Origin of the sequence: Thermomonospora umbrina, assembly GCF_003386555.1 — a bacterium.
Taxonomy (GTDB): Bacteria; Actinomycetota; Actinomycetes; order Streptosporangiales; family Streptosporangiaceae; genus Thermomonospora; species Thermomonospora umbrina.
In genome coordinates this window covers 336,404-348,425 of the sequence record NZ_QTTT01000001.1, presented here as the reverse complement: position 1 = coordinate 348,425, position 12,022 = coordinate 336,404, and the positions used below count along the sequence as shown (strand labels likewise).

Below are 12,022 nucleotides of genomic sequence, written 5' to 3'. Positions count from 1 at the left end.
CCGGTGGGCTCAGACGCCCGCGGTCACCGTCTCGGTCTCGTCCTCCTCGGCGGCGACGACGGGCTCGGGCTCCGGCTCGGGGAGGAGCCGGGCGTAGGCGCGGGCGGCCTCGGCGCCGATCCGCTCCCAGGCGTAGCGGGAATGGGCGCGGTCGGCGGCGGCGATCGACCAGGCCGACAGGGTGGTCTCCTCGGCCAGCAGGCGGCGCAGCGCACGGCCCAGCGACACCGGCCGCCCGGCCTGCACGTGCAGCCCGGTCACGCCGTCCAGCACGCTGTCGGCGCTGGCCCCGGCCGGGACCGCGACGACAGGGACGCCGCAGGCCATGGCCTCGAGCGGGGCCATCCCGGACGGCTGGTGCGGGGCCAGGCAGAGCGCGAGGCGGGCGGTGCGCAGCAGCTTGGGCACGTCCTTGCGGGGCAGTCGGCCCAGGAAGATCGTGCGGTCGTCGACGTGCAGCTCCTTGGCGAGGGTCCGCAGCCGCAGGACGGTCGGGTCGTTCTCCAGGTCCTCGCGGGCCGGGCCGCCCGCCACGACCAGCTCGGCGTCGGGCGTGTGGACCAGGGCGCGGATCGCGGTGGCGACGCCGCCGTTGGCCAGGTCACCGCAGACCATGGCCAGGCGGGGTCGCCTTCCGCGCGGCATCACCGGACCCGTCTGACGGAACCGCTCGCCGTCCACCCCGTACGGCACGACGGCGATCCGGGGGCGCGCCACGCCCATCCGGACCAGCTCGTCCGCCTCGTTCTCGCATCCGGCCAGCACCGCCGTCACACCGCGGCCGAGGGCCCGCTCGATCCGCACCCGCGCAGGGTGAACGGCGTTCGGGCCGCCGGGGCGGCGGCACTCCACCACGCCCAGTCCGTGGAAGCTCTGCACCAAGGGGATGTCGGTGTCCTGAACGGCGGCGTAGGCAGCGAGCCCGCCCAGCCAGCCGTGGGCGTGGACCAGGTCGGGACGCTGCCGGGGCTCGGCCAGGCGGCGCGACAACTCCTCGGTGAACGTTCGGACGTGCGGCAGGGTGTGCTTCTCGTCGAGGCTGCGGGCGGGTCCCGCGGTCAACTGCTCGATCGTGGCCCCCGCGCCGAGCCTCGTGCGGGCGCGGGAGTCCCCGTCGGTGCGCCGGGTGTAGACGGTGACCCGGTGCCCCTGACGGCCGAGGGCACGGGCCAGCTCGGTCACATGGACGGCATGGACGTCGGCGCCCGCCGGGTCGGTCGTCAGATCGGCCATCGTGACCAGGGCGATGTTCAGGGACGAGGGCATGCGCGGCCTCCGGGTTTCACACAAGGGGAAGGAACCAGGAGGTATCTGCGTCTTAGACACCCACGGTGATCCTTGTTTCCAAGGCCGTTCGTCACCAAACATGCGAAGCCCGGATCTTTTGCGCGGATTGGTGTGATCCACGCCTCTCCGGCAGGGGTCAGGAGAGCGTCCGGGTTCGTTCCTCTTCGGCGGTCGTGGTCTCGTGCGCCTCCTCTCCGATGGTCCCGACCTGCCGCAACAGCACCATGGCGAGCACGGCCAGCGCTGCGAAGGTCACGGCGCCGACCCCCGCGACCGTGTTCAGGCCGCCGGTGAAGGCGTCGCGGGCCCCGTCGAGGATCGCTGCCGCCTGTGCGCCCGTGGCGCGCTCGGCCGCGCCCACCGCCCCGGCGAGGCCGTCGCGGGCCTCCTGCGCCACGTCGGCGGGGACTCCGGGCGGCACGGTGACGTCGCCGCGGTACGCGGCGGTGCCGATGCTCCCGAACACCGCCACGCCCAGCGCGATCCCGAGTTCGCCGCTCGTCTCCGAGAGCGCCGACGCCGAACCGGCCCGTTCGGCCGGCACGGAGCCGACCACCAGTCCGATGCCCAGCGCCCCCAGCGGGCCCGTCCCGGCCATGCCGAGCACGAAGCCGACCATGGTCGGCCAGGTGACCCCGTCCGAACCCGTCTGGGCGAGGACGGCGTACCCGGCGGCGGACATCGCCAGTCCCACCGCCACCACCGTCGCGGGCCGGGCGCGGCGGGCCAGCACCGGCGCCGCCATGGACGTGACGATGATGCCCACCGCCGACGGCACCAGCCACAGCCCGCTGGAGATCGCCGACATCCCCTCGACGAGCTGCAGGTACTGCGAGACGAAGAGGTAGCCGCCGCCCGTGACCGCCATGCCGAACAGCAGGATCCCGAGAGAGGCCGTGAACGCCCTGTTGCGGAACAGGCTCACGTCCATCAGCGGATCGGCCAGCGACCGCTGCCGGCGCACGAACAGCGCCCCGAAGGCGATCCCGGCGACCAGGGCGGCGAGCGCGGCCGCGCCGAGGCCGTGCTCGGCCGCCTCCTTGAGCCCGTAGATCGTCGGCAACAGGGCCGCCAGCGACAGCACCACGCTGGCCGGGTCGAGGCGGCCGGCGCCGGTGTCGCGGTGCTCGGGCAGCAGGACGGGCGCGGCGACCAGCAGCAGCGCCATCACCGGCACCCCCAGCAGGAACGCCGAACCCCACCAGAACCACTCCAGCAGCACGCCCCCGACGACCGGTCCCACCGCCGCGCCCGCCATGAAGCAGCTCATCCACACGGCGATGGCGACGGACCGCTGCCGCGCGTCGGCGAACATGGTGGCCAGCAGCGCCAGCGTGGACGGCATCAGGGTGGCCCCGGCGATCCCCAGCACGGCGCGGGTGGCGATCAGCATCTCGGCCGAGGTCGAGTAGGCGGCCAGGACCGAGGCCGCCGCGAAGAAGGACCCGCCGATCATCAGCAGTCGGCGGCGGCCGATCCGGTCCCCGAGGGTGCCCATGGTGACCAGGAAGCCGGCGATCATGAACCCGTAGACGTCCATGATCCACAACTGTTGGGCGGAGGTGGGCCGCAGTTCGGCGCTCAGCTCCGGCAGGGCCAGGTAGAGGACGCTGACGTCCAGGGACAGCAGCAGGGTCGGCAGCGCCAGCACGGCCAGCCCGATCCACTCCCGCCTCCCCGCCTTGGTCGTGGTGGTGGATGACATGCCCCCACGGTGCCGTGTCCGGGTTCTGGCCGGGTTCTGGCCGGGTTTCGGTGCACTAGCGTTGGTCTCATGCGCTTCGGGGTGCTGGGTCCGCTGCGGGTCTGGACGGCGGACGACCAGCCGGTGACGGTCCCCGAGCTGAAGGTCCGGGCCCTGCTCGCCGCGCTGCTGGCCCAAGAGGGCCGGCCGGTGTCCGCCGACCGGCTGATCGAGGATCTGTGGGGCGACCGGCTGCCCGCCGATCCGGCGGGCGTGCTCCGCACCAAGGTGTCCCAGCTCCGCCGCGCCCTGGAGGACGCCGAGCCCGGCGCCCGCAAGCTCGTGGTCGCGCAGGCCCCGGGCTACGCGCTGGACGTCCCCGCCGACGCCGTGGACGCGGGCCGCTTCCAGGAGTTGGCCGCGCTCGCCCGGACCGCCGACGACCCCCGCACCAGGGCGAGCGTGCTGGGCGACGCGCTGGCCCTGTGGCGCGGCCCCGCGTTCGCCGAGTTCGCCGACTCCGGGTTCGCCCGGCCGGCGGTCGTCCGCCTGGAGGAGCGCCGGCTCGCCGCCCTGGAGGAACGCCTGAACGCCCGGCTCGCCCTCGGCGAGCACGCCGCGCTGGTGGCCGAGCTGGCCGATCTCGTGGCGCGCCATCCCCTGCGGGAACGGCTCCGCGCCGCGCACATGCGGGCCCTGTACCGCGCCGGGCGTCCCGGTGAGGCCCTCGACAGCTACCGCGAGCTGCGCGAGCGCCTGGCGGGGGAGCTGGGCCTGGATCCGGGCCCGGAGCTGACCGAGCTGCACCAGCGGATGCTGCGGCGCGACCCCGACCTCGACCCGGGCCCTCCGCCGTCCCGCGCGCCGGTCACGGCCCGGCCGCTGCCCGCGCCGCTGACCGACCTGGTCGGCCGGGGCGCGTCGGTGTGCGAGGTCGCCGCCGCACTGGAGACCGGCCGCCTGGTCACCCTCACCGGTCCCGGCGGGGTGGGCAAGACCAGGCTCGCCCTGGAGACCGCCGGCCGGATGCGCGCCGCGTTCCCGGACGGCGTGTTCCTGGTCGAGCTGGCCACCCTGGGGCCCTCCGCAGGGGTCGCCGAGGTGGGCGACCTGGTGGCGGCGGCGCTGGGCCTGCGCGATCACCCGGTCCCGTCCCCGCCGGACGGCAACGGCGGCCTCTCGGCGGACCGGCTGGCGCAGGCGCTGCACGACCTCGACGTCCTGCTGCTGCTCGACAACTGCGAGCACGTGGTCGAGCCCACCGCCGCGCTCGCCGAGGCCCTGCTGCGCGCCGCCCCCCGACTGCGGATCCTGGCGACCGGCCAGGAGCCCCTCGCGGTGCCCGGCGAGCGGGTGCACCTGGTGCCGCCGCTGGATCCGCCCGGGCCCGAGGGCGCGGACGACCCCGACACGCTCGGGACGTTCAGCGCCGTGCGGCTGTTCGTGCAGCGGGCCGCCGCCGCGTCCCCCGGTTTTCGGCTCGACGGGGACAACGCCGCCGCGGTCGCGGCGATCTGCCGGCGGCTGGACGGCATCCCGCTGGCCCTGGAACTGGCGGCCGGACGGGTCCGCGCGGTGGGGGTGCGCGAGGTGGCGGCCCGGCTCGACGACCGGTTCCCGCTGCTGGCGGAGGGCCGGCGCGGTGTCCCCACCCGACAGCGCACCCTCCGCGCCATGATCGACTGGAGCTGGGACCTGCTCGGCGACCCCGAGCGCGCCGTCCTGCGCCGGCTGGCCGTGCACTCCGGGGGCTGCACCCTGGAGGCCGCCGAGCGGACCTGCGCGGGCGACCGTGTCGCGCCCGGCGACGTCCTGGGCCTGCTGTCGCGCCTGGTGGACCGGTCGCTGCTGGTCATGACCGAGGGCCCCGAAGGCCCCCGCTACCGGCTCCTGGAGACGGTGTCCGCCTACTGCCTGGAACGGCTCCGCGAGGCGGGCGAGTCCGACGCCGTTCACGAGCGGCACTCCCGCCACTACGCGGACCTCGCCGAGGAGGCCGACCCGCATCTGCGGGGCGCGGACCAACGCCGGTGGCTCGGCGTCCTGGACGCCGAGTCCGGCAACCTGCGGGCCGCCCTGCGCACCGCCCTGCGGGAGGAGGCCGCCGGGACGGCGCTCCGACTGGTCAACGGGCTGTCCTGGTACTGGTACCTGCGAGGCCGGTTCGGTGAGGCGCGGCGTTCGCTGGACGCGGTGCTCGACCTGGACGCGCCGGTGCCCGCCGCCGCCCGGGCCCGCGCCGTGGTCTGGCGGGCGGCGACCGCGCTGGTCCTGCGCGACGGGGCCGACCCCCATGCCCTGACCCGCGACACCCTGCGCCACGTCGAGGCGTTCGACGATCCGCGGGACCTGGCGTGGGCGCAGTGGGCGCTGGGGGCCGGGCTGTCCGGGTTCGGCGACGCCGCCGCCAGCGACGCGCTGGCCGGCCGGGCCCTGGAGGGGTTCGAGGCCCTGGGCGAGCGGTGGGGCACGGCCGCGGCCCTGTCCGTCCGGGCCTGGAACGCCATGGCGCGCGGCGACCTGCGGGCCGCGGGCCACGCCGCCGAGCGCGGCATGCGGCTGTTCGGCGAGCTGGGCGACCGCTGGGGCCGGCTGCAGTCGCTGGACAACCTCGCGTCCGTCGCCGAGATCGCCGGCGACCTCCCGCGCGGCGAGCGGATCCGCCGAGAGGCCATGGACATCGCCGAGGACCTGGAGCTGTCCTGCGACGTGCCGTTCCTGCTGTGCGGGCTGGCCGAGAACGCCCTGCTGAGCGGCGACCACGGGCGTGCGGAGGAGCTGTTCGCCCGGGCCGGGCGGATGGCGGCGGCGCAGTCGGTCCGGCTCGTCGTCAACCTGGCCGAGGTCGGCCTCGGCCGCGCCGCCCGCCGCCGGGGCGATCTCGACGCCGCGGAGACCCTGCTGTGCGGCGTCCTCGACTGGCATCGCCGCCTCGGCTACGAACCCGGCACGGCGGCGCTGATCTGGGCCGAGCTGGGGTTCGTCGCCGAGTTGCGCGGCGACGCCCCGACGGCCCTGCGCAGGCACGCCGAAGGGCACGCGGCGGCCGTGGCGCTCGGCGACGCGCGGGCCGTCGCGCTGTCCCTCGAAGGGCTCGCCGGAGCGCACGCCCTCGCGGGCGACCCCGTCCGCGCGGCCCGGCTGCTGGGCGCCGCGGCCGCCGCCAGGGAGACGGCGGGCGCACCGGCGGCCCCGGGGGAGCGGCCGGACGTCGACCGCGCCGCCGACCGGGCCCGCGCCGCGCTGGGCGAGGCGGCGTTCTTGGCCGAATACGGCCGGGGCGGGTCCCTGCCGGCGGAGGACATACTGGAAGGGTGAGCGGCAGGGTCTGGTACGTGGCGTACGGGTCGAACCTGGCGAGCGAGCGGTTCCGCTGCTACCTCTCCGGTGGGCGGCCCACCGGCGGTGCGCGCCACTACACCGGCTGCCGCGACACCTCACCCGCCCGTGCGGAGCGACCGATGACGCTGCCCGGCGGCATCTACTTCGCGCTGACCTCGCTCACCTGGGGCGGGGGCATGGCGTTCTACGACCCCGCGCTGCCCTCCCGCACCGCCGCCCGCGCCTACCTGCTCACCTTGGGCCAGTTCGCCGACGTCGTCGCCCAGGAGATGCGACGGGAGGTGGGCGTCGACCTCGACCTGTCGGAGGCGACCGAGAGCGGACGCCAGCGGCTCGGCCCCGGCCGGTACGAGACCGTCCTCAAGGTGGGGGAGGCCGACGGACACCCCATGCTGACCTTCACCGCCCCGCACGGCGCCGGCGAGGCCGAACTGAACGCCCCGTCCGCGCCCTACCTGACGATGCTGGGCCGGGGCCTGCGCGAATCGCACGGCTGGACGACCGCGCGTACCGCCTCCTACCTCGCCGCATGCCCCGGGGCCCGCGACGGCTGGACCCACGAGACCGTCACGGGCCTGCTGAACGCCGGCGAGCCGGATCAGCGCCGCGGATAGCGCATCAGCAGACTCGCGTGAACGTCCTCGTCACCGACGACCTCGTACCCGTGGGGAACGTCCGACCGCCACGAGATGTGCTCTCCCGGGCCCGCCACCAGCGGTGACGCCACCGGCCCCGCCCGCAGGCCGCCGGAGAACACGGTGAGGTGCTCCGTGACGCCGACCGGATGCCCGGGCGAAACCTGCGACGACCTCGCCGGAAGCCGGATCCGATACAGCTCGTAGGTCACCCCCGCGTCCTCGAAGACCTCCAGCAACACCGCCTCGACGGCCTCCCCCCGCACAAGGGGGAACGCCCGAGCCCCGACCTCGGCGGGGGTGGGGGTGGTCCGGGGGGAGGGGGATGCGAGGAGGGTGGCCAGGGGGACGTCGAGTTGGGCGGTGACCGACCAGAGGGTTTCCAGGGTCGCGTTGCGGGTGCCGGCCTCCAGGCCCGAGAGGGTGGCCTTGCCGATGCCGGCTCGACGGGCCAGTTCGGAGAGGGACAGTCCGCGGGCCTCGCGGAGGGTGCGGAGTCGTCGCCCGACGGCGGCGAGTTCGTCGGCGTCCACCTCGAGCGCTGCCCGGTTTGTCCCGCTGGTTCGCATGCGGCTATCGTTCCGCAGACGGACCGTTCCGTCTATGGAACGGGCGGGAGGCGGGCCATGGGGCGGGTGACACAACCTCTGCTGGCCGGGATCGTGACCGGGCTGGTCGCGTTCGCCAGTTCGTTCGCGGTCGTGCTGGCGGGCCTGCGGTCGGTCGGGGCGGATCCGGGGCAGGCGGCCTCGGGGCTGCTGGCGCTGTGCGCGGCGGGCGGTGCGGCGGCGATCTGGTTCGGGCTGCGACGACGGATGCCGATCTCCATCGCCTGGTCCACCCCCGGCGCGGCGCTGCTGGTGTCCACCGGCGCGGTCGAGGGCGGGTTCGCGGCGGCGGTCGGGGCGTTCCTCGTGTGCGGACTGCTGATCGCGGTGACCGGCCTGTTCACGCCGTTGGGACGGTGGATCGCGACGATCCCGCAGCCGTTGGCCGCCGCCATGCTCGCCGGCGTGCTGCTGGAGTTGTGCGTCGCGCCCGCGCGGGCCGTGGCGGAGGTGCCGATGATGGCGATCCCGGTGGTCCTCGTGTGGGCGCTGCTCAGTCGGTTCGCCCGGCCGTGGGCGGTGCCCGGGGCGCTGGCCGCGGCGGCCGTGGCGATCGGGATCGACGGCGGGGCCGATCTGGAGGGTGTCGGACTGCTGCCGGCCGTCACCCCCACGATGCCGCAGTGGAGCCCGGCCGCCCTCATCAGCATCGCGTTCCCGCTCTACCTGGTGACGATGGCCTCGCAGAACGTGCCGGGCATGGCGGTCCTCGCCGGGTACGGCTACCGGCCGGAGCTGCGCGGGCTGCTGGTGGGCACCGGGGCGGGCACCGCCGTCGCCGCCCCGTTCGGCGGGCACGCGATCAACCTGGCGGCCATCACGGCCGCGCTGGCGGCGGGCCCGGACGCCCACCCCGATCCGGAGCGCCGCTGGATCGCCTCGGTCACCGCCGGAAGCACCATGATCGTGCTCGGGCTCGGCTCGGGACTGGCGACCGCCCTGGTGCTGGCCTCCCCGCCCGTCCTGATCGAGGCGGTGGCGGGGCTGGCGCTGCTGGGAGCGCTGGCCTCGGCGGTCGGCGCGGCCGTCGCCGACCCGGACCGGCGCGAGGCCGCCGTGGTCACCTTCGCGGTCACCGCGTCCGGCGTCACCATCGCGGGCGTCGGCGCGGCCTTCTGGGGGCTGCTGGCCGGCGCGTCACTGCTGCTCCTGCACCACCGCCGGGCCGCGCCCGCCGTTGAGGAGGCCCCGACCGCGCCCGCTCCCACCCCGTAAGGCGATACTTGCGTGCATGAACGTCGGTGACGTGGTGGACGACTTCGAGCTCCCCGACGAGAACGGGGACGAGCGGACGCTGGGCGCGCTGCTGGCCGAGGGCCCGGTGGTGCTGTTCTTCTATCCGGCCGCGATGACCCCGGGCTGCACCGCGGAGGCGTGCCACTTCCGCGACCTGGCGGCCGAGTTCGCCTCGGTCGGCGGGCGGCCGGTCGGCATCAGCTCCGACCCGGTCGACAAACAGCGGGAGTTCGCCGGCAGGCACTCCCTCGGCTACCCGCTGCTCAGCGACGAGGACGGCGCGGTCGCCCGGCGCTTCGGCGTCCGGCGCGGGTTCGCGCTGGCCCCGACCAAGCGGCAGACGTTCGTGATCGACACGGACCGCCGCGTTCTGGAGATCGTCAAGAGCGAGATCCGGATGAGCGTCCACGCCGATCGGGCCCTGGCCGCCCTCAAGGCGCGGCCGGCACGACCGGGAGGATGATCGCCGACGGCCTCCCCGGCTCGTGGAAGACCTCCTGCCGGGAGGCCGGCCAGGCGGTCTCCGCGCCCAGCGGCTCGCCCGTCCCGGAGTTGCGGGCCACCCGGGGATAGGCGCCGCTGCACACCTGGACGCGCATCCGATGCCCGGGCCGGAACCGGTGCCCGACCGGCCACAGCTCCACGACGACCTTGCGGACGCCGTCCCCGTCCGGCTCGGCGACGCCGGGGGTCAACCGCCGCATGCCCTCGCACAGATTCAACGAGACCCCGTCCGGCGCCACGTCGCACAGCCGCACCACGACGTCGTGGTGCGGCCGGTCGGAGCGCACGTACAGCTCGGCGCGGACCGGGCCGATGACCTCCACACCCCGTTCGACCGGCGGCGAGGTGAACGTCAGCACGTCCCGGCGGGCCTCCAGCCGGCGCTGGTCGGCGGGCGCGCAGTCGCCCAGCAGGGAGGGCCCGCTGATGCACGGCGTCGGATGCGTCGGGTCGTACCGGTAGGCGTCGGGCTCGGACACCGGCGGGCCGTCGGGGGACAGCGCGCCGGACGGCTGCAGATGCCAGCGCCGCTCGTCGACGCCCGGCACCGGCCACGAGGGGAAGTCGCGCCACTCCCCGGAGCCGGTGATGTGCAGCCGCACCGGCAGGTCGCGCAGCTCGGACGGGTCGTCCAGCAGGTGGGCGCGGAACCACCGCAGCGACTCGCGGATCGAGTCGCGCATCAGCCGGGGCTCGGAGTGCCACCACGGGCCGATCGTCAGGTACGGGTCGCGTCCCGCCGCCCGCAGCGCCGCGTAGTCCTCCAACTGCCACGGCAGGAACACGTCGTACCAGCCGCCCGTCATGTTGACCGGGGCGCGCACGTCGGTCACCGACGGGCTGAAGTCGCGCTTGTCCCAGAACGGGGTGTCCGGGCCGTTGGCGAGCAGATCCTGGAAGAAGCGCACGGGCGCGCCGGTGGCCAGCGCGTCCAGCTCCACCAGCGGTCGTCCCGACAGCGCCGCCCGGCGGGCCCGGCGCGGTGACATCACCCCGGCCGCCAGCCCGCCCAGCGGGGTGCGCAGCCGCGTGGTCAGGTCCACCCAGGTCAGCGTGGACTCCAGGGCGAACCCGCCGCCGAGGTTGATCGCGTCCCGGAACTGCGAGGCCGTCACCTGCATCGACAGGGCCTTCAGCTCCGGCCCGGCGTCGGCGGCGACCGCCCACTGCACATAGCCGAGGTAGCTGGGGCCGTGCATGGCGAAGGTGCCGCCGAACCACGGCTGCTCCTTCAGCCACGCCACCGTCGCGAGACCGTCCTCGCGTTCGTCGAGCGGCGCGAACACGCCGCCCGACCCGAACCCGCCCCGCACGCTCTGCACCACGGTCTGGAACCCGTGGGTGGCGAACGCGTACCCGCACATCAGCCCGAACGGTCCGCGCCGCCCGTACGGCGAGCGGACCAGGATCGTCGGCGGACGATCGAGGCCGACCGGCGCGTAGCGGTCGGCGAGCAGCGTGACGCCGTCCGGGGCGGGCACCGGCAGGTCGCGGTCGACATCCACCCGGTGCGGCCCCTGGGGCAACCGAAGCGCGCCCGCCCCCAGCCGGCGCATGAGTCCCGAACCCCCCATTTCATCCAGGCTACCCCGCATGTCCCGGTTCAGCCGGAGTGCCCGCCGCGTCGTGCGGTGCTCGCTACGATCGAGGCGATCGCGAATCCGGCTTTCTCGACAGAACGGGTGGACGTGCCTGATCCGGTGGAATGGGGACGGGTCATGGTGGGCGCCGTCGTGGTGGCGTCCGCCGTGCTGGTCGGGGTGGTGCTGCGGACGCTGTTGACGCGGCTCACCCAGCGCGCCGAGGGCACTCGGTGGGCGTGGGACGACCTGCTCGCCCGGCTGCTGCGCGACCTGGCGGTGGTGCTGACCGCCAGTGCGGGCCTGTGGGCGGCGGTGCTGACGATCGGGTTCCGGCCCGGCGTCCGCGAGGTGATCGGCTCGATCCTGGTCGCCGTGATCATCTTCGCGGTCTCGCTGGCCGGGGCCCGGCTGGCGGCCGGGATCGTCTCCGAGGTGGGGGCGGGCCGGTCGGGGGTCTCCCAGTCGGTCACCATCTTCGCCAACATCACCCGCGCCGTGGTGCTGGTGGTGGGCACCCTGGTCCTGCTGCAGAGCGTGGGCGTGTCGATCACCCCCATGCTCACCGCGCTGGGCGTCGGCGGCCTGGCGGTGGCGCTGGCCCTGCAGGACACGCTGGCCAACCTGTTCGCCGGGGTGCACATCCTGGCGTCCAAGACGGTGGAGCCCGGCGACCTGGTCCGGCTGAGCACCGGCCAGGAGGGCAACATCGTCGACATCAACTGGCGCAAGACCACCATCCGCACGCTGGACGACAACCTGGTGGTGGTCCCGAACGCCCGGTTCGCCGACGCCATCCTCACCAACTTCCACCAGCCGGCACAGGAGATGAGCATCCTGATCCCGGCCAAGGTCGGCTACGGCAGCGACCTGGAGCACGTGGAGAAGGTGACCGTCGAGGTGGGCGCCGAGGTGATGTCCGAGGTCGCGGGCGCCGTCGCCGACTATGTACCGTTGGTGCGCTTCCATACCTTCGGCGACTCGGCCATCGAGTTCACGGTGATCCTGCGCACCCAGGAGTTCAACGACCAGTTCGTGGTCAAGCACGAGTTCGTCAAGCGGCTGCACGCCCGCTTCCGGGTCGAGGGCATCGAGATCCCGCTGCCCACCCGGAACCTGATCTTCGCGGGCGACCCCCCGGTCTGA

The 12,022-nt window shown here is 74.8% G+C and carries 9 protein-coding genes; 5 read left to right on the top strand and 4 right to left on the bottom strand.

Annotated elements, in window-relative coordinates:
- Window positions 1–9: 9 nt before the first annotated feature.
- Entirely contained in the window at window positions 10–1,266 is a 1,257-nt protein-coding gene (locus tag DFJ69_RS01660; RefSeq protein ID WP_116020831.1) for a glycosyltransferase, read from the bottom strand.
- Between the two features lie 157 nt (window positions 1,267–1,423).
- The gene (locus tag DFJ69_RS01655; protein ID WP_116020830.1) at window positions 1,424–2,992 is read right to left on the bottom strand and encodes an MFS transporter; all 1,569 of its coding nucleotides are present in this window, start codon (window positions 2,990–2,992) and stop codon (window positions 1,424–1,426) included.
- A 69-nt stretch (window positions 2,993–3,061) separates the two neighbouring features.
- On the opposite strand from DFJ69_RS01655, the gene DFJ69_RS01650 reads away from it, so the two are divergent.
- Both DFJ69_RS01650 and DFJ69_RS01645 read left to right on the top strand, forming a co-directional pair.
- Window positions 3,062–6,289 (top strand): AfsR/SARP family transcriptional regulator, encoded by a 3,228-nt coding sequence (locus DFJ69_RS01650; protein WP_116020829.1) that lies wholly within the window; start codon window positions 3,062–3,064, stop codon window positions 6,287–6,289.
- Window positions 6,286–6,927, top strand: coding sequence for a histone deacetylase (locus tag DFJ69_RS01645; RefSeq protein WP_116020828.1), 642 nt, complete (start codon window positions 6,286–6,288; stop codon window positions 6,925–6,927). Before DFJ69_RS01650 ends, DFJ69_RS01645 begins: the two co-directional genes overlap by 4 nt.
- Here DFJ69_RS01645 and DFJ69_RS01640 read toward each other — a convergent pair.
- Window positions 6,912–7,517 carry an XRE family transcriptional regulator gene (locus DFJ69_RS01640; RefSeq protein WP_116020827.1) on the bottom strand — a complete coding sequence of 202 codons (606 nt, stop codon included), beginning with the start codon at window positions 7,515–7,517 and terminating at the stop codon, window positions 6,912–6,914. The genes DFJ69_RS01645 and DFJ69_RS01640 overlap by 16 nt on opposite strands.
- A gap of 57 nt (window positions 7,518–7,574) precedes the next feature.
- Here DFJ69_RS01640 and DFJ69_RS01635 point away from each other — a divergent pair, with 57 nt between their 5' ends.
- Together DFJ69_RS01635 and DFJ69_RS01630 are read left to right on the top strand one after the other, a co-directional pair.
- On the top strand, window positions 7,575–8,771 hold the full coding sequence (locus DFJ69_RS01635) for a benzoate/H(+) symporter BenE family transporter (RefSeq protein ID WP_116020826.1): 1,197 nt from the start codon (window positions 7,575–7,577) through the stop codon (window positions 8,769–8,771).
- Between the two features lie 16 nt (window positions 8,772–8,787).
- Window positions 8,788–9,255, top strand: coding sequence for a peroxiredoxin (locus DFJ69_RS01630; RefSeq protein ID WP_116020825.1), 468 nt, complete (start codon window positions 8,788–8,790; stop codon window positions 9,253–9,255).
- On the opposite strand, the gene DFJ69_RS01625 is transcribed toward DFJ69_RS01630, so the two are convergent.
- Window positions 9,224–10,870, bottom strand: coding sequence for a CocE/NonD family hydrolase (locus DFJ69_RS01625; RefSeq protein WP_116020824.1), 1,647 nt, complete (start codon window positions 10,868–10,870; stop codon window positions 9,224–9,226). The two genes, DFJ69_RS01630 and DFJ69_RS01625, sit on opposite strands and share 32 nt — an antisense overlap.
- 114 nt (window positions 10,871–10,984) lie before the next feature.
- Here DFJ69_RS01625 and DFJ69_RS01620 point away from each other — a divergent pair, with 114 nt between their 5' ends.
- Window positions 10,985–12,022, top strand: a complete 1,038-nt coding sequence (locus tag DFJ69_RS01620; protein ID WP_116026323.1) for a mechanosensitive ion channel family protein — start codon at window positions 10,985–10,987, stop codon at window positions 12,020–12,022.

Bases quoted from the DNA above. Each gene is read 5' to 3' on its own strand.
- DFJ69_RS01660 (WP_116020831.1), bottom strand. From the start codon at position 1,266: ATGCCCTCGTCCCTGAACATCGCCCTGGTCACGATGGCCGATCTGACG.
- DFJ69_RS01655 (WP_116020830.1), bottom strand. From the start codon at position 2,992: ATGTCATCCACCACCACGACCAAGGCGGGGAGGCGGGAGTGGATCGGG.
- DFJ69_RS01650 (WP_116020829.1), top strand. From the start codon at position 3,062: ATGCGCTTCGGGGTGCTGGGTCCGCTGCGGGTCTGGACGGCGGACGAC.
- DFJ69_RS01640 (WP_116020827.1), bottom strand. From the start codon at position 7,517: ATGCGAACCAGCGGGACAAACCGGGCAGCGCTCGAGGTGGACGCCGAC.
- DFJ69_RS01635 (WP_116020826.1), top strand. From the start codon at position 7,575: ATGGGGCGGGTGACACAACCTCTGCTGGCCGGGATCGTGACCGGGCTG.
- DFJ69_RS01630 (WP_116020825.1), top strand. From the start codon at position 8,788: ATGAACGTCGGTGACGTGGTGGACGACTTCGAGCTCCCCGACGAGAAC.
- DFJ69_RS01625 (WP_116020824.1), bottom strand. From the start codon at position 10,870: ATGGGGGGTTCGGGACTCATGCGCCGGCTGGGGGCGGGCGCGCTTCGG.